Annotated in this window: 17 protein-coding genes and 1 tRNA gene; 7 read left to right on the forward strand and 11 right to left on the reverse strand. The window is 68.7% G+C overall.

All coding sequences use genetic code 11. The features are described 5' to 3' along the window. Positions 1-202: 202 nt before the first annotated feature. Entirely contained in the window at positions 203-418 is a 216-nt protein-coding gene (locus BST11_RS28760) for a helix-turn-helix transcriptional regulator (RefSeq protein ID WP_083140912.1), read from the reverse strand. Between the two features lie 116 nt (positions 419-534). Here BST11_RS28760 and BST11_RS27355 point away from each other — a divergent pair, with 116 nt between their 5' ends. Genes BST11_RS27355 through BST11_RS24990 form a run of 3 tightly spaced genes read left to right on the forward strand, consistent with a single transcriptional unit; the run spans position 535 to position 2,655 of the window. Beyond that, entirely contained in the window at positions 535-1,260 is a 726-nt protein-coding gene (locus BST11_RS27355) for a helix-turn-helix domain-containing protein (RefSeq protein ID WP_142276554.1), read from the forward strand. Further along, the gene (locus BST11_RS27360) at positions 1,257-1,547 is read left to right on the forward strand and encodes a hypothetical protein (protein WP_142276555.1); all 291 of its coding nucleotides are present in this window, start codon (positions 1,257-1,259) and stop codon (positions 1,545-1,547) included. The genes BST11_RS27355 and BST11_RS27360 overlap by 4 nt, the downstream gene beginning before the upstream one ends. Next, positions 1,531-2,655, forward strand: a complete 1,125-nt coding sequence (locus tag BST11_RS24990) for a tyrosine-type recombinase/integrase (protein WP_083140914.1) — start codon at positions 1,531-1,533, stop codon at positions 2,653-2,655. The genes BST11_RS27360 and BST11_RS24990 overlap by 17 nt, the downstream gene beginning before the upstream one ends. A gap of 39 nt (positions 2,656-2,694) precedes the next feature. Here BST11_RS24990 and BST11_RS24995 read toward each other — a convergent pair. Continuing rightward, positions 2,695-2,768: transfer RNA gene (locus BST11_RS24995), tRNA-Leu, on the reverse strand. A gap of 92 nt (positions 2,769-2,860) precedes the next feature. Between BST11_RS24995 and BST11_RS25000 the strand changes: the two genes are divergently transcribed. Next, on the forward strand, positions 2,861-3,478 hold the full coding sequence (locus BST11_RS25000; protein WP_142276556.1) for an ANTAR domain-containing response regulator: 618 nt from the start codon (positions 2,861-2,863) through the stop codon (positions 3,476-3,478). Positions 3,479-3,552: 74 nt separating this feature from the next. On the opposite strand, the gene BST11_RS25005 is transcribed toward BST11_RS25000, so the two are convergent. Beyond that, the gene (locus BST11_RS25005) at positions 3,553-4,767 is read right to left on the reverse strand and encodes a lipid-transfer protein (protein WP_083140916.1); all 1,215 of its coding nucleotides are present in this window, start codon (positions 4,765-4,767) and stop codon (positions 3,553-3,555) included. After that, positions 4,764-5,258 carry a Zn-ribbon domain-containing OB-fold protein gene (locus BST11_RS25010; protein WP_083140917.1) on the reverse strand — a complete coding sequence of 165 codons (495 nt, stop codon included), beginning with the start codon at positions 5,256-5,258 and terminating at the stop codon, positions 4,764-4,766. Before BST11_RS25010 ends, BST11_RS25005 begins: the two co-directional genes overlap by 4 nt. 145 nt (positions 5,259-5,403) lie before the next feature. Here BST11_RS25010 and polA point away from each other — a divergent pair, with 145 nt between their 5' ends. The 3 genes from polA to coaE all read left to right on the forward strand — a co-directional run bounded on the left by polA (position 5,404) and on the right by coaE (position 10,964). After that, positions 5,404-8,076 (forward strand): DNA polymerase I, encoded by a 2,673-nt coding sequence (gene polA / locus BST11_RS25015; protein ID WP_169834961.1) that lies wholly within the window; start codon positions 5,404-5,406, stop codon positions 8,074-8,076. A 245-nt stretch (positions 8,077-8,321) separates the two neighbouring features. Further along, positions 8,322-9,767: a 30S ribosomal protein S1 gene (rpsA, locus tag BST11_RS25020; RefSeq protein ID WP_083140919.1), complete on the forward strand. Its 1,446-nt coding sequence runs from the start codon at positions 8,322-8,324 to the stop codon at positions 9,765-9,767. Between the two features lie 12 nt (positions 9,768-9,779). Further along, positions 9,780-10,964 (forward strand): dephospho-CoA kinase, encoded by a 1,185-nt coding sequence (gene coaE, locus BST11_RS25025; protein WP_083140920.1) that lies wholly within the window; start codon positions 9,780-9,782, stop codon positions 10,962-10,964. Between the two features lie 11 nt (positions 10,965-10,975). Here coaE and BST11_RS25030 read toward each other — a convergent pair whose 3' ends face one another. From BST11_RS25030 to BST11_RS25060, 7 genes are all read right to left on the reverse strand, one after another. Next, positions 10,976-11,389: a hypothetical protein gene (locus BST11_RS25030; RefSeq protein WP_083140921.1), complete on the reverse strand. Its 414-nt coding sequence runs from the start codon at positions 11,387-11,389 to the stop codon at positions 10,976-10,978. 11 nt (positions 11,390-11,400) lie between these two features. Further along, positions 11,401-12,183, reverse strand: a complete 783-nt coding sequence (locus BST11_RS25035) for an Fpg/Nei family DNA glycosylase (RefSeq protein ID WP_083140922.1) — start codon at positions 12,181-12,183, stop codon at positions 11,401-11,403. Next, a complete protein-coding gene (gene ligD, locus BST11_RS25040) occupies positions 12,176-13,078 on the reverse strand; it encodes a non-homologous end-joining DNA ligase (protein ID WP_083140927.1) in 903 nt (300 codons plus the stop codon). The genes BST11_RS25035 and ligD (BST11_RS25040) overlap by 8 nt, the downstream gene beginning before the upstream one ends. Beyond that, complete coding sequence (gene ligD / locus BST11_RS25045) at positions 13,078-14,076, reverse strand: non-homologous end-joining DNA ligase (RefSeq protein ID WP_083140923.1); 999 nt, start codon at positions 14,074-14,076, stop codon at positions 13,078-13,080. Before ligD (BST11_RS25045) ends, ligD (BST11_RS25040) begins: the two co-directional genes overlap by 1 nt. A 28-nt stretch (positions 14,077-14,104) precedes the next feature. Continuing rightward, entirely contained in the window at positions 14,105-14,464 is a 360-nt protein-coding gene (locus BST11_RS25050) for a DNA polymerase ligase N-terminal domain-containing protein (RefSeq protein WP_169834960.1), read from the reverse strand. 37 nt (positions 14,465-14,501) lie between these two features. Then, positions 14,502-14,942: a ribonuclease FAU-1 family protein gene (locus BST11_RS25055; RefSeq protein WP_083140925.1), complete on the reverse strand. Its 441-nt coding sequence runs from the start codon at positions 14,940-14,942 to the stop codon at positions 14,502-14,504. Positions 14,943-15,027: 85 nt separating this feature from the next. Further along, a partial coding sequence (locus BST11_RS25060; RefSeq protein WP_083140926.1) for an ATP-binding cassette domain-containing protein occupies positions 15,028-16,976 on the reverse strand: 1,949 nt, incomplete at its 5' end.

Consider the following 16,976-nt stretch of genomic DNA (forward strand, 5'->3'; position numbering starts at 1 on the left):
TGGTATCGGTGGCCCGGATGGAGCGGGTCGGGGTTTTCGCCGAGAAGGCGCACGGCGGCCTCACGCCGGCGTCGCTGAGCGGCCAGCGCGTCAACCGCGATCCTCTGGTCATCTCGGCTATCGTTGACGGTGGTTGTGGTGTTTGGCGAGGCGATAGCCGGGTCCTGCCGAGGGGCCCGGTTTTCTCGTTCCGGCGGCCCGTTCATGCTGCGCCCCTTGGATCATCGGTGCGTTGGCAGGTGTTGGCGTCAAGGTAGTCGCGAATATCGGACCACCGGTACAGCACGCGTCGACCTCGCTTCACGAAGCGCGGTCCCGTACCGCGGTAGCGCATTTGGGCCAAGCCGGCCTCGGTTGTATCCAGTACAGGCGCGACCTGGGCGGCCGTCGCGGTGTCAATGTCAGACGGAGTGCTCATGCAGGATCTTCTCCTCAATTTCTCATGCCACGCGATTTCACGTGAGATGCTGTCTTGAGAATGACACTGCTGTAGTTCCTTGTCAAGCACCTCGATTTCGCGTTATGGTGCGTAACGTGAGTGAGTCGTTGGCGCGGGTGGTTGGCGCGAACTGCCGCCGTATCCGAACCGGACTCGGCATGACTCAGGACGACTTGGCGCGGTACACGCGATATCTCGGATTGCGGTGGACCGCAAGCAAGGTCGGCGACTTCGAAGCAGGCCGTTATGCGCCTACTTTCGCCACGCTGCTGATCGTGCTGCTGGCGCTGAATCTGGGGGCCGAAGACTCACCGGACGAGGGTGGAGACACATTCCCTGGTGGCGTCACGTTGGCCGATCTGTTGGCTGGCAACGGCCTGATATCACTGACAGATGCCTTGGATGTCCCTGGGGGTCAGCTGGCCGATGCTTGCCGCGGCGAGAGGTTGACGCTCACCGGTCCAGGGCCAAGAGGACAAGTGCGCGACGGCAAGTATTCGCTATCGCTTCGACGTCCCGGACCGCCGCGTCCGGACGAGATACAGGCCGCGGCAAAAGGTTTAGCCAAATTGGCTAAAGACATGCAGCCGTTTATAGACGGCGTTGCTGGTGTTTTGCAGCGATCGGGGTTGACCGAGCGCCGGCTCGCGAAACAGCTCGGAATGAGCGATACAGATCTTGCCACGGCTTCGTTCCTCGAATGGAAGAGCACATTTAGCGAAGAGCGCGACCGTCGCGCCGGGCCGGATGCGAACCAACAGAAGCGTGGCCGAATCTCGCGCGAGCTCCGTGCGGAACTAGGGAAAGAGCATGGCCGATGAACGCACGTAAGTACGCTTGGAAATTTTTGCACGCCGAGATTCGGCGGCGCGTCGCGCCTGATGAGGGACAGGATCTTCACCCTCAGATCGAAACTCAAGGGTTACTAATGAAGCAGGCGCGCGAGGACGGAGTAACCGACTGGGACATCCTTTTCGAGCTGGCTCAGTTCGGAGCCACGTACGCTCTGATGCCCCGTACCGCCAACGATCCGTTGGCGGTCGCGAAAAAAATTGAAGATCGCGTCATGTCGGAACCGGACGAGGACGACGATGGCGACGATCAGTAAATACCAAACCGCGAGCGGTGCAACGTTTTACCGAGTTCGCTACCGGACACCCGATCGCGGCCAGACTGACAAGCGAGGCTTCAAAACGAAGCGCGACGCCGAGGCGTTCGCCAACAGCGTCGAGGTCACTAAGGCCAAAGGCGAATACGTCGCGCCGTCCCTCGGACGGGTCACGGTGGGGGAGTTGGGCCCGGCGTGGCTGGCCCGCAAGGAAGGGCATCTCAAGCCCAGCGGGTACCGGACCTATGAGAATGCATGGCGTGTCTACGTCGAGCCGCGCTGGCGCGCGGCCAAGGTCGCTGACATCCGCTACACCAGCGTCCAGGCGTGGGTTGCCGAGCTGGCCAAGAAGTTGAGTGCGTCGCGGGTTATCGCGGTGTACTCGGTGCTGGCCGGGATTCTCGACGACGCCGCGCGGGACAGGTTGATTGCCGCGAATCCCGCGCGTGGCGTCAACCTGCCGTCGCGGTCCAGGCGCCCGAACGTGTATCTCTCACCGGACCAGCTGCGTCGCCTAGCGATTGAATCCGGCCGGTACCGGTCGCTGGTGTTGCTACTCGGGACTGTGGGCCTGCGTTGGGGTGAAGCCGCGGCGCTGCGGGTGCGTGATATCGACTTCCTGCGCCGCCGGATCGTGCTGCACGAGAACGCGGTGGCCGTCGGCGGCCGCACCCATGTCGGCACCCTCAAGACGGGTCATAGCCGCACGGTGGCACTTCCCGTGTTCGTCGTCGACGAGCTCGCGGCCACCTGCACGGGCAAGGAGCGCGACGACCTGATTTGGCCGGCGCAGGACGGCGGCCATCTGGCGCCCCCGACGACCAAGTCGTGGTTGGCCGGTGCGGTGGAACGTTGCCAGAAGGCCGACAAGACATTTCCGCGCATCACGGCCCACGCTCTTCGTCACACGGCGGCATCGTTGGCGGTGTCGGCCGGGGCCAATGTGAAGGTGATCCAGCGGATGCTCGGGCACGCCTCGGCGGCCATGACCCTCGACGTGTACGCCGATTTGTTCGACGACGACTTCACCGCAGTTGCCGACAAGTTATCTGAAACTGTGGGCAAAATGTGGGCACGAGGGGGTGATACGGCAATCCAGCAAACATAAAAACGTCGTCTACCTGCGCTAACGCTTCCACAGTTTGAGTGCCCTCGGTGAGATTCGAACTCACACTGTACGGGTTTTGAATCCGTTTCCTCTGCCAGTTGGGATACGAGGGCTTGTCCGGCCGGTCCGAGTTCCGGGTTCGGCTCTCTACCTTAGAGGAACCCCCGGCGTCGCCGTGGCAGCCGCCCACGACACAATGTCGGTCATGGCAGGCCCCACGACCGACACCGGCGCCGCTGTCCCGCGCCGGGTGCTGATCGCAGAAGACGAAGCGCTCATCCGCATGGACCTGGCCGAGATGCTGCGCGAGGAGGGTTACGAAATCGTCGGCGAGGCCGGCGACGGCCAGGAGGCCGTCGAGCTGGCGGAGCGCCACAAGCCCGACCTGGTGATCATGGACGTGAAGATGCCCCGCCGGGACGGGATCGACGCGGCCTCGGAGATCGCCAGCAAACGCATCGCGCCGATCGTCGTGCTGACCGCGTTCAGCCAGCGCGACCTGGTCGAGCGCGCCCGCGACGCCGGTGCCATGGCCTACCTGGTGAAGCCGTTCACCATCAGCGACCTGATCCCGGCCATCGAGCTGGCCGTCAGCCGGTTCCGCGAGATCAGCGAGCTGGAGCGCGAGGTGGCGACGCTGTCCGACCGGCTGGAGACCCGCAAGCTGGTCGAGCGGGCCAAGGGCGTGCTGCAGACCAAGCAGGGCATGACCGAGCCCGAGGCGTTCAAGTGGATTCAGCGCGCGGCGATGGACCGGCGGACCACCATGAAGCGCGTGGCCGAGGTCGTCCTGGAGACCCTCGACGGCCCCGCGGACGAATAACCCGCGAGCGCCCCTGTCGGTACGGGGACACGCCGTCGCACGCGTACATTTGCGGACGCTCGCGCCCAAAAAACCTAGCGCGCGACGATGACCGACGAGCCGTGGCCGAACAGCCCCTGGTTGGCGGTCACGCCGACCGTCGCGTTTTCCACCTGCCGGCCGGTGGCCTGACCGCGCAGCTGCCAGGTCAGCTCGCACACCTGGGCGATGGCCTGGGCGGGGATGGCCTCGCCGAAGCAGGCCAGCCCGCCGGATGGATTGACCGGCAGGCGACCGCCGATCGCGGTGGCCCCGCTGCGCAGCAGCGACTCGGCCTCGCCCTTGGGGCACAGCCCCAAGTGCTCGTACCAGTCGAGCTCCAAAGCGGTCGACAGGTCGTAGACCTCGGCCAGGCTCAGGTCCTCGGGCCCGATGCCCGCCTCGGCGTAGGCGGCGTCGAGGATCTGGTCCTTGAACACGCGATCGGGCGCCGCCACCGCCGCGGTGGAATCGGTTGCGATGTCGGGCAATTCGGGCAGGTGCTGCGGATAGCGCGGGGTGACGGTGCTGATCGCGCGCACCGACGGCACGCCCGCCACCGAGCCGAGGTGCTTCTCGGCGAAGGACTTGCTCGCCACGACCAGCGCCGCCGCACCGTCGGACGTCGCGCAGATGTCAAGCAGCCGAAGCGGATCCGAGACGACCGGGCTGGCCAGCACGTCGTCGACCGAATTCTCCTTGCGGTAGCGCGCGTTCGGGTTGTTGAGCCCGTGCCTGGAGTTCTTGACCTTCACCTGGGCGAAGTCCTCGAGCGTGGCGCCGTAGAGATCCATCCGCCGCCGCGCCAGCAGCGCGAAGTACACCGTGTTGGTCGCGCCGATCAGATGGAAGCGCTGCCAGTCGGGGTCGTTGCGGCGTTCGCCGCCCACGGGCGCGAAGAAACCCTTCGGCGTGGTGTCGGCTCCGATCACCAGCGCGACGTCGCAGAAACCGGCCAGGATGTGCGCCCGCGCGCTCTGCAGCGCCTGCGAACCGCTGGCGCACGCGGCGTAGCTGGAGCTGACCGGAACGCCGTTCCAGCCCAGCTTCTGGGCGAACGTCGCGCCCGCGACGAACCCGGGATAGCCGTTGCGGATGGTGTCTGCGCCGGCGACCAGCTGGATCTGGCGCCAGTCCAGGCCGGCGTCGGCCAGGGCGGCGCGGGCGGCGACCACCCCGTACTCGGTGAAGTCCCGGCCCCACTTGCCCCACGGGTGCATGCCGGCCCCGAGGATGTACAGCGGTTCGGGCGCCCTCATGACCGTCGTCATTTGCGCCGCTCCTCCTCATCACTGCGTTCTGCATCGTCGCCGGCGCGCCGCCACGCGTGCACCACCCGCTGCACCCCCTCGTCGTCGGTGTACAGCGGCATGGTCGTCAGCTCCATGGGCATGCCGACCTTCAGGTCGGCGGCGAGCGTTCCCTCGACCACCTTGCCCAGCACGATCAACCCCTCCTTGTCGAGCTCGACCGCGGCGATGGCGAACGGCTCGAACGGGTCGGGGGCGGGATACGGGGGCGGGGGCGCGTACCGGTTTTCGGTGTAGCTCCACAGCGTTCCGCGCGTCGACAGCGCGACCGACTCCAGCACGTCGTTGGCGCAGCCCGGATTGGGGCAGTTGTTCTCCCGGGGCGGAAAGACGTAGGTGCCGCACTGCGGACACTTGCTGCCGATCAGGTGCGGGACTCCGGTGTCGTCGGCAGTCGAGTCGGCGGCGAACCAGCCGTCGATCGCGGGTTCTTGGCGGGTGACCTCTGGCACTGGGCCAGCGTACCCAGCGCGCGCACAAAACTGAAACGTGTTGCAGTTCTGGCGAGGGTGGGGCGCGTCAGACCGAGTGCCTAGAGTGAATGCCGTGCCGAGCGCCACCGATCAGGAAACCAAGCAGGAAACCAAGCCGACCCTGATGCTGCTGGACGGCAATTCGCTGGCGTTCCGGGCTTTCTACGCGCTGCCGGCGGAGAACTTCAAGACGCGCGGCGGGTTGACCACCAACGCCGTCTACGGCTTCACCGCCATGCTGATCAACCTGCTGCGCGACGAGGCACCCACCCACATCGCCGCCGCGTTCGACGTCTCGCGGCAGACCTTCCGCTCCGAGCGCTACCCCGAGTACAAGGCCAACCGCTCCTCGACGCCCGACGAGTTCCACGGCCAGATCGACATCACCAAGGAGGTCCTCAACGCGCTGGGCATCACGGTGCTCTCGGAGGCGGGATTCGAGGCCGACGACCTGATCGCCACGCTGGCCACCCAGGCCGAAAACCAGGGCTACCGCGTGCTGGTGGTCAGCGGGGACCGCGACTCCCTGCAGCTGGTCAGCGACGACGTGACCGTGCTGTACCCCCGCAAGGGCGTCAGCGAACTCACCCGCTTCACCCCCGAGGCCGTCGTCGAAAAGTACGGGCTGACCCCAAAGCAGTACCCCGACTTCGCCGCGCTGCGGGGCGACCCCAGCGACAACCTGCCCGGCATCCCCGGCGTGGGGGAGAAGACGGCCTCGAAGTGGATCGCCGAATACGGTTCGCTGCAGGGGCTGGTGGACAACGTCGACTCGGTGCGCGGCAAGGTCGGCGACGCGCTGCGGGCCAACCTGGCCGGGGTCATCCGCAACCGCGAGCTCACCGACCTGGTGCGCGACGTGCCGCTGGCCCAGACCCCGGACACGCTGCGGCTGCTGCCCTGGGACCGCGACCAGATCCACCGGCTCTTCGACGACCTGGAGTTCCGGGTGCTGCGGGACCGGCTGTTCGAGACGCTGGCGGCTGTCGAGCCCGAGGTTGACGAGGGCTTCGACGTGCGTGGCGGTGCGCTGGAACCCGGTGAGCTGGCCGCGTGGCTGGCCGGACACAGCTCGGGAAAGCGGTTCGGCCTGGCCGTCGTGGGCACCCACCTGGCCTACGACGCCGACGCCACCGCGCTGGCGATCGTGTCCGCCGACGGCGACGGCCGCTACATCGACACCTCTGAGCTGGGCCCCGACGACGAGGCCGCGCTGGCCTCGTGGCTCGCCGACCCGGGCGCGCCCAAGGCCCTGCACGAGGCCAAGCTGGCGATGCACGACCTGGCCGGGCGGGGCTGGACGCTGAACGGCGTCACCTCCGACACCGCGCTGGCGGCCTACCTGGTGCGTCCCGGGCAGCGCAGCTTCTCCCTCGACGACCTGTCACTGCGCTACCTGCGCCGGGAGCTGCGCGCGGAAAACCCTGAGCAGCAACAGCTTTCGCTGCTCGATGACACCGAGGGCGTCGACGACCAGGCGGTGCAGACGCTGATCCTGCGCGCGGTGGCGGTACTGGATCTCGCCGACGCGCTCGACGAGGAGCTGGCGCGCATCGACTCCACGTCGCTGCTGTCAGGCATGGAGCTGCCGGTGCAGCGGGTGCTGGCGGGCATGGAGCACGCCGGCATCGCGGTGGACATCGCGCAACTGTCCGAGCTGCAAAGCGATTTTGCTCACCAGGTCCGCGACGCGGCCGAGGCCGCCTACGCGGTCATCGGCAAGCAGATCAACCTGGGCTCGCCCAAGCAGCTGCAGGCGGTGCTGTTCGACGAGCTCGGGATGCCCAAGACCAAGCGGACTAAGACCGGCTACACCACCGACGCCGACGCCCTGCAGGCGTTGTTCGACAAGACGGGCCACCCGTTCCTGCAGCACCTGCTGGCCCACCGCGACGCCACCCGGCTCAAGGTGACCGTCGACGGGCTGCTGAACTCGGTGGCGTCCGACGGGCGCATCCACACCACGTTCAACCAGACCATCGCGGCGACGGGCCGGCTGTCGTCGACCGAACCCAACCTGCAGAACATTCCGATCCGCACCGAGGCCGGCCGCCGGATCCGCGACGCGTTCGTGGTCGGCGAGGGCCGCGGTTTTTCCTATGCCGAGCTGATGACGGCGGACTACAGCCAGATCGAGATGAGGATCATGGCGCACCTGTCCGCCGACGCGGGGCTCATCGAGGCGTTCAACACGGGGGAGGACCTGCACTCGTTCGTCGCCTCGCGGGCGTTCGGCGTGCCCATCGAGGAGGTCACCGCGGAGCTGCGGCGGCGGGTCAAGGCGATGTCGTACGGCCTGGCCTACGGGTTGAGCGCCTACGGCCTGTCGCAGCAGCTGAAGATCTCCACCGAAGAGGCCAAGGAACAGATGGACGCCTACTTCGCCCGCTTCGGCGGCGTGCGCGACTACCTGATGGAGGTGGTCGAGCAGGCCCGCAAGGACGGGTACACGTCGACCGTGCTGGGCAGGCGGCGCTACCTCCCCGAGCTGGACAGCAGCAACCGCCAGGTGCGGGAGGCCGCCGAGCGGGCGGCGCTCAACGCACCCATCCAGGGCAGCGCCGCCGACATCATCAAGGTGGCGATGATCGAGGTCGACGCGGCGATCAGGGAGGCCGGGCTGGCCTCCCGCATGCTGCTGCAGGTGCACGACGAACTGTTGTTCGAAATCGCCCCCGGCGAGCGTGAAACCGTCGAGGCGCTGGTGCGCGAGAAAATGGGCGGCGCCTACCCGCTCGACGTCCCGCTGGAGGTGTCGGTGGGATACGGCCGCAGCTGGGACGCGGCGGCGCACTGACCGTTTGCCCGCCAGCGTTTGCCCGCCAGCATTTGCCCGCCAGCATTTGGGGAGCGAAAGGCGCCCTGCGGGCGCGCGAAGCCGCGGCGAGGTAGTGTGATCGGGATTCACCACCGCGAGACCGAGTTTGTCCAGCAAGTACGCAGTCGAGTAGCCTCGACGGGGTATCCGCTTGCGCTCGATCGCGGGTCACACGAATAACAACTGTCCCTACGACCTGAACCTGTCCGGAGCAACCCAACAATATGCCGAGTCCCTCCGTCACCTCGCCGCAAGTAGCCGTCAACGACATAGGCACCAGCGAGGACTTTCTTGCCGCAATAGACAAAACGATCAAGTACTTCAACGATGGCGACATCGTCGAGGGCACGATCGTCAAAGTGGACCGGGACGAGGTGCTCCTCGACATCGGCTACAAGACCGAAGGGGTCATCCCCGCCCGCGAGCTCTCCATCAAGCACGACGTCGACCCGAACGAGGTCGTTTCCGTCGGTGACGAGGTGGAGGCGCTGGTCCTCACCAAGGAGGACAAAGAGGGCCGGCTGATCCTGTCCAAGAAGCGCGCGCAGTACGAGCGCGCCTGGGGCACCATCGAGGCGCTCAAGGAGAAGGACGAGGCCGTCAAGGGCACGGTCATCGAGGTCGTGAAGGGCGGCCTGATCCTCGACATCGGGCTGCGGGGCTTTTTGCCCGCCTCGCTCGTCGAGATGCGCCGCGTCCGCGATCTGCAGCCGTACATCGGCAAGGAGATCGAGGCCAAGATCATCGAGCTGGACAAGAACCGCAACAACGTGGTGCTGTCGCGGCGGGCCTGGCTGGAGCAGACCCAGTCCGAGGTGCGCAGCGAGTTCCTCAACCAGCTGCAGAAGGGCAGCATCCGCAAGGGTGTGGTTTCCTCGATCGTCAACTTCGGTGCGTTCGTAGACCTCGGCGGGGTGGACGGCCTGGTGCACGTCTCCGAGCTGAGTTGGAAGCACATCGACCACCCGTCCGAGGTGGTCCAGGTGGGCGACGAGGTCACCGTCGAGGTGCTCGACGTCGACATGGACCGCGAGCGGGTTTCGTTGTCGCTCAAGGCGACTCAGGAAGACCCGTGGCGGCACTTCGCCCGTACCCACGCCATCGGCCAGATCGTGCCCGGCAAGGTCACCAAGCTGGTGCCGTTCGGCGCGTTCGTGCGCGTCGAGGAGGGCATCGAGGGCCTGGTGCACATCTCCGAGCTGGCCGAGCGCCACGTCGAGGTGCCCGACCAGGTGGTCGCCGTGGGCGACGACGCGATGGTCAAGGTCATCGACATCGACCTGGAGCGCCGCCGAATCTCGTTGTCGCTCAAGCAGGCCAACGAGGACTACACCGAGGAATTCGACCCGGCCAAGTACGGCATGGCGGACAGCTACGACGAGCAGGGCAACTACATCTTCCCCGAGGGCTTCGACTCCGAGACCAACGAGTGGCTCGAGGGCTTCGACGCCCAGCGCCAGGAATGGGAAGCCCGCTACGCGGAGGCCGAGCGCCGGCACAAGATGCACACCGCGCAGATGGAGAAGTTCGCCGCGGCCGAGTCGGAGGCGCACGCCGCCGGCGAGTCGGCGCCGGGCAACGGCGCCCCGTCGGAGAAGGCGGCGGGTGGCTCGCTGGCCAGCGACGCCCAATTGGCCGCGCTTCGGGAGAAACTCGCCGGCAACGCCTGACCGCGTCCTGGCATGCTGCGCATCGGCCTGACCGGCGGCATCGGCGCCGGTAAGTCGGCCCTGTCCGCCACATTCGCGCAATGCGGTGCGGTCATCGTCGACGGAGACGTCATCGCGCGCGAGGTGGTCGAGCCGGGCACCGAGGGGCTGGCGGCGCTGGTCGACGCGTTCGGCGAGGACATCCTGTTGCCCGACGGGTCCCTGGACCGACCCGCGTTGGCCGCCAAGGCGTTTCGCGACGACGACGCGCGCGGTGTGCTCAACGGGATCGTGCATCCGCTGGTGGGCAAGCGGCGCGCGGAGATCATCGCGTCGGTCGCCGAGGATGCCGTTGTCGTCGAGGACATTCCGCTGCTGGTCGAGTCCGGGATGGCGCCGCTGTTCCCGCTCGTCGTCATCGTGCACGCCGACGTCGGCGTGCGGCTGCGACGCCTCGTGGAGTTGCGCGGCATGTCCGAGGAAGACGCCCGCGCCCGGATCGCCGCGCAGGCCAGCGACGAGCAACGCCGCGCCGTCGCCGACATCTGGCTGGACAATTCCGGCACCCAGGAGGAGTTGGTCGAGCGGGCCCGCGACGTGTGGAACAACCGCATCGTGCCGTTCGCGCACAACCTGGGCGCGCGTGAGATCGCCAGGGCTCCCGCACGATTGGTGCCGCCCGACCCGGCCTGGCCGGAGCAGGCGCTGCGCATCGTGAACCGGTTGACGACCGCGTGCGGCCATCGGGCGTTGCGGATCGACCACGTCGGATCGACGGCGTTGTCCGGGTATCCGGACTTCGCCGCCAAGGACGTCATCGACGTCCAGATCACCGTCGAATCGCTGGACGTGGCCGACGAACTCGCCGACCCGTTGCTGTCCGCCGGCTATCCCCGGATCGAAGGCGTCACCGGCGACGTCGCCCATTCCGACGCGCCGTTGTGGGGCAAACGGATTCACGGGTCCGCGGACCCGGGGCGGCCGACCAACGTGCACGTCCGCGTCGACGGCTGGCCCAACCAGCGGTTCGCCCTGCTGTTCGTCGACTGGCTGTCGGCCAACCCCGACGCGCGCGCCGACTACCTGGCCGTCAAGCGCAAGGCCGAACGGGTTGCGGGCGGCGATGTTTCGGCCTACGCGGCGGCCAAGGAGCCGTGGTTCGCCGACGCCTATCGGCGCGCGTGGGAGTGGGCCGAAGCGACGGGGTGGCGGCCGTAGTAGGCCACGACCTAGGGCAAGGGCGCTCCGCAGGACAGCGCGCCGTTCTGCGGATCCGCGTTGCCCGGCGCGGGCCGGACGACCTGGTCGACCTGAACGAAAACGTTGTCGTCGACGTCGATCTCGCAATGCACATTGGCCGAGTAGGGCCAGTGCACCACGATCCGCATGCCGGCCTGCGCGGGGTCGGGCAACACGGTGTCGGCCTCGAACACGTTGCCCGGCATCGTGCCGAGCCCGGCCGTGTTCGTCTGGCCGCCGTTCATCACGAACGTGGCCTGGCTGCCGGTGGTCATCCCGTCGACCCGGGCGCGGTAGGTGATGTTGTGCAGCTCCGCCCGCGCGGTCGCCGGGAATAGCTGGGAACCGGCCGCGACGGCGGTCAAGGCCGCTATCGCGATCCACCTGTGGTTGCTGGGGCTCATAGCTGCCGAGATTACCCGGGCTGGCAGGACGGGCACCACACCGATGTCCGCCCGCCCACCCGCGCGTGCGCGAGGCGGGTGCCGCAGCGCGGGCAGGAGGGGTCGGGTTCGTCGCGCACCCCGGTCAGCCACCGCGGCAGCCCGGGCACCCTGCCGTGGCGCACCGACGTGCGGAGCACCCCGGTCATCGCCGTGTGCAGCCGCCGCACCTCGTCGGGGTCCAGATCGGCGACCGCGCGGTTCGGCGGTATGCGGGCCCGCCAGCAGATCTCGTCGGTGAGCAGGTTGCCCAGGCCGGCGATCACCGACTGGTCCATCAGGGTGGGTTTCAGCCGGCCCCGCCTGCCGCGCAGCGCTTCCCGGAACGCCCGCAGCCCGAGGCCCAGCGCGTCGGGGCCCTGCGGACCCGTCACGCGCGCGATGCCCTCGTCGTCGTCGGCCAGCCACACCCCGCGCAGCTTGCGCAGGTCGGCGTAGCGCAGTTCGCCCCGGTCCAGCGCGATGGCCAGCCGCTCGTGCGGCTCGCGTTCGTGCGCGTCCGCGTCGGCGTAGTACGGGTGCCCGGTCATCCCGCTGTGCACCAACAGGGTCGGGCCGTCCGTCGGCAGGATCAGCCACTTGCCGTGCCGGCGCGGGCGGTCGAAACGCCTGCCGTCCAGCCGACGGCCGAGCGCCGCGGCCGTGGTGTTGCGCAGGATGCCGGGGTCGTGCACCCGTACCCGCCGAACCCGACGGCCGGGCAGCGCGGAGGCCAGCTCGCGCCGAAACCCCTCGACGTCGGGAAGTTCAGGCACGAAGCTTCGCCAGGCGTCGCGCGGGGCCGGTCAGCGATCGGGCGTGCCGGTACATGCCGGCCCACGGGTCACCTTGCCCGGCAAGGCGTTTGGGCAGGTCGCGGATCGTGAACCGGTCGGCGCGCAGGCCGCGCGTGCCCAGCTCGTCCCATTCCAGCGGCGTGGCCACCGGCGCGCCCGGACGGGCCCGGACCGAATACGGCGCAACCGCGGTCTGCGCGTAAGCGTTTCGCATGATGTCGAGGTACACGCGGTCGCCGCGCTTGTCCTTGCGGGCCTCCACCGTGCGGTGGGCGGGGTCGTCGGCAGCCACCACCTCGGCGACGTCGCGCGCGAACTGCCGGGTGGTGTCGAAATCGGTGTCGGCGCGCACCGGCGCCACCACGTGCAGGCCGCGCGACCCGGTGGTCTGCACGTAGCACGCCAGCCCGAGGTCGTCGAGCACCCCGGCCACGGTCCGCGCGGTCGCCCGCACGACGGCGAAGTCGGTGTCGGACGGGTCGATGTCGAAGACGAGTCGGTCGGGGTGGTGCAGCCGGTCGCGCCGCGACTGCCACACGTGCAGGGTGACGCAGTTCTGGTTGGCCAGCCAGCGCAACGCCTCCGGGCGTTCGGCGACCGGGTGCACGACGGTGCCCCCCGCCCCGCGTTGCTCTCTGGCGACCTCGACGCGGCCGATCCAGTCCGGCAGCGAATCGGCGAAATCCTGTTGCACGAAGCCCTTTTCGCCGATACCGCGGGGGAACCTCTGCACGGTCAGCGCCCGGCCCTTGAGGTGCGGGAGCATGGCGCCGGCGACCTCCCCGTAGTAGTCGGCCAGTTCGCCCTTGGTGATCCCGCCGTCGGGGAACATGACCCGATCCGGGTGGGTGATCTCCACCGTCGGGCGCGCCATCATCGCGTCTCCCGTACGACGTCGGCGGGATCCTTGTCGGTGCGCAGGCCGAGGTAGCGCGGATGGCGCAGCTTGCCGTCGCGCGTCCACTCGCTGAACCCGACCTCGACCACCAGCTCCGGCCGCACCCAGCGGGTGCCGTTCTCGCGCACCAGCCCCCGGGTGAACGGCGCCGCCCGCTGCTCGAGGGGAGTCAGCCGCTCGTGCAGGCGGCGCAGGGTGACTTCGTCGAATCCGGTGCCCACCTTGCCGGCGTAGACCAGGTCGCGGCCGTCGTAATACCCGAGCAGCAGCGCGCCCAACTCGATCCGGCTGCCCTTGGGGCCGGTGTAGCCGCCGACGACGAATTCCTGGTCGCGAACGCATTTGAACTTCAGCCAGTTCGGTGAGCGCCGGCCGTCGTAGACGGAGTCGGCCAGCTTGGCGATCACGCCCTCGTCGCCGCGCTCGCACGCCTGGCGGTACGCCGAGATGCCGTCCGCGCGGCGGTGGGGCGCGAACCGCAGCGGGTCCTGGAACGCGATGGCCTTGCGGAGCAGGCGCTTTCGCCACAGCAGCGGAACGTCGACCGTCGATTTCCCGTCGAAATGCAGCAGGTCGAACAGGTAGTAGAAGACGCGCACCGGCGACGCCCGGGCGACCTCGGGGTCGGTGATGCCCAGGCGTCCCTGCAGGCGGGCGAAGCTGGTGCGGCGCCCCTCGAACGCCACCACCTCGCCGTCGACCACGAACCGCGTCGTGCGCTGGGCGCTCAGCGCGTCGACCAACTCGGGATAGGTACCGTTGAGCGGCAGGCGATTTCGTGAGAGTAGCCGCACCCGGGCGCCGTCGCGAAAGGCCAGGCAGCGCATCCCGTCGAATTTGCGCTCGAAGATCCACGCCGGGTCGGAGAACCGCTTCTCGGTCAGGGTGGCCAGGGTGGGCGAACGCCAGTCGGGCACCGGCTCGTCGTGCAGCACCGCACGCACCGACGCGGGCAGACCGGCAAGGTCCGTCATGACGATTCGTCCGGTTCTTTGCGCCTCATCAACAGCGCCTCATCAACAGCCACGTCTCGTCGTGCCCCTCCCGCACCCGGGTCAGCGTGTAGCGGCTGTGCGTCCGCGCTCCGCACAGGTGGAACGAAAGATGCCCGCGCTCAAGGCATTCGGCCATCGTGTAGTCGGTGGTGTTGGCGTAGGTGCCGCGGTCGACGACGGCCCCGTCACCGGCCCCGTCGCCGACCGAATGTTCGAGCGGGTGGTCCCCGGTGCGCCGGGCCATCCGCCTGTCCTTGGGCACCGCCCAGGAGGCCAGCACGCCGTCGATCTCCAGCCGAAGGTCGTAGCAGTCGGCCGCCCCGTCGCGGATGACGAATCGCGGTGGCCGGCGTTTGTGCGAGCGCATCCCGCAGTGATACCCGTGAGCCACGTGCGGAAACCAGCTAGGCGCGGCGCCAGGTGAGATCCATGCCATGGGTGGCCGCCCATCGGGAGAGGTCGTAGCCGCTGCGGGCCAGGCCCTCGACCGCCGCCATCGCCCGCCGCACCGCCCGCTCGGCGACGTCCGCGGTGAGCAGGCCGTGGCGCAGGGCGTCCAACAGCTCGTCGACGTCGGCCAGCTCGGCCCCGGCGCCGGTGCGCACCTCGATGTCGAGGTAGTGGTCCTCGGAACGCCACACCGTCGGGCCGGGCGTGTATTCGCCCACGTCGAGGTAGTAGTCGTGGTCGCGCTCGTGGCCGGCGGTGAAATGAAAGACGGTGGCCCGCAGCCCCAACGAGGGCAGCAGCCACGACTCGAGGTAGTGGAACTCGGCCCGGCCCGGGGTGGGGCGGGCGACGTAGAGCCCCCACGGGCGCACGACGTACTCGTCGACGGCCCGCACGATGCCCTTCGGATCGGTGTTGGTGCGGGCGGCCAGGTCGAACGTTTCGTGCTTCGGGGGATGGATGGTCCCACCCTAGCGGCGTTCAGCGTCTCAGCCGGATCTTCCACCGCACGAACGCCGCGTAGCACACCGACAGCGCGGCCAGCATGCCCATGTCGATCAGCCAGATCTTCGCCTGGTGCTGCCAGAACCGGTCCTGGGGGAGCAGCGAATCGGGCACCAGGTGCCGGACGTCGACCGTCGACGCCGCCGCGGCGTACCCCCAGCGGGCCGGCATCGCGAAGGACACCTGGTCGAGGACCAGGCGGCCGGTCACCGGCACCATCCCGCCGCACAGCACCAGCTGCGCCATGATCGACACCACGAACAGCGGCATGATCTGCTCGCTGGACCGCACCAGCGACGAAATCGCAAGGCCCAGAATGGCGGACGTCACGCAGGTCGCGGCGACGGTCAGGAACAGCTCGGTGGTGGCCGCCCCCGTGGAATGGCCCAGCAGCACCGCCCCCTGGGTAGGCGCGCCTTTGCCGACCACCACGATCGTCGTCGTGATGGCCGACTGCACGATGGCGAACCCGCAGAACACCGCGGTCTTGGCGAGCAGGTAGGCCGACGTCGACAGTCCCACGGCCTGTTCGCGCTGGAAGATGGCGCGTTCGCCGACCAGGTCGCGGATCGTCAGCGCGGTGCCCATGAAGGCCGCGGCCAGCAGCAGCAGGTTCAGTATCTGCGCGGACTCGTCGGGCGTCCCGCCGTGCGGGTCGGGGACGCGAAATCCGCTCGAGCCCGGCACCGTCAGCGACAGCGCGCCCAGGATGAACGGCAGCAGCGCCAGGAACACGAAATACGCGCGGTCGGCGACGACCAGGCGGACCTGCCGGCGGGCGACGGTCGCGATCTGGCGCCGCACGCTGGTCCGCGCGGGTTCGCCCAGGTCGCCCGGCTCGTCGGCCCTGTCGGGCAGCAGCCGCTGCGCCCGCTTCTGCGCATCCCGCTGTTCCAGGAATCGCCGGTTGGCCTCCTCGGGGTCGGCGCCCACCTGCGTGAAGATCTTGGCCCAGTTGGTGGTGCCCATCGCGTCGCCGATCCGGTCCGGCGGCCCGAAGTAGGCCGTCTTGCCGCCCGGCGCCACCAACAGCAGCTGATCGCAGGTCTCGAGGTAGGACAGCATGTGCGTCACCACGATCACCACGCGGCCGGCGTCGGCGAGCTGGCGCAGCATCGTCATGACCTGGTGGTCCAGCGCGGGGTCGAGGCCCGACGTCGGCTCGTCGAGGATCAACAGCGACGGCCCGGTGAGCAGCTCCAGCGCGACCGACGCGCGCTTGCGCTGCCCGCCGGACAGCTTGTCGACCCGGGTGTCGGCGTGCTTGGTCAGGTCGAGCTCCTCGAGCACCTGGGCGACCACCTCGGCGCGGTCGGCCTTGCTGGTGTCCGGCGGCAGGCGCAGCTCGGCGGCGTAGCCCAGTGCCTGGTTGACGGTCAGCTGGCGGTGCACCACGTCGTCCTGGGGGACCATGCCGATGCGGCTGCGCAGCGACGCGTATTCGGCGTGGATGTCGTGGCCCTCGAAGGTCACCGAGCCGGAGGTGGGGCTGGTGTAGCCGGCGATCAGCCGGGCCAGCGTGCTCTTGCCGGCGCCCGACCCGCCGATCACCGCGGTCAGCGTGCCCGGCCTGGCGGTCAGCGAGATGTCGTCGAGCAGCTGCTTGCCGTTGTCGACGACGTAGCGGACGTTGCGCACCTCGAGACCGCCCGTGCGCGTCGCGGCGTCGCCCCGCACGACCAGGGTGCCGTCGCGCAGCACCAGGTCGACGTTGCCGATGGTGACGACGTCGCCGTCGGTCAGGATGGCCGAGCCGACCCGGGTGCCGTTGACGAACGTCCCGTTGATGCTGTTGTCGCGGATCTCGGTGCCGAGCGGGGTCTGCACCAGCGTGGCGTGGTGGCGCGAGGCCAGGACGTCGGAGACGACGATGTCGCTGTCGGCGGCGCGGCCGATCGTCTTGGCGCCGGCCGTGCCCGCGGCCG

Source organism: Mycobacterium alsense (assembly GCF_002086635.1).
Classification (GTDB): domain Bacteria; phylum Actinomycetota; class Actinomycetes; order Mycobacteriales; family Mycobacteriaceae; genus Mycobacterium; species Mycobacterium alsense.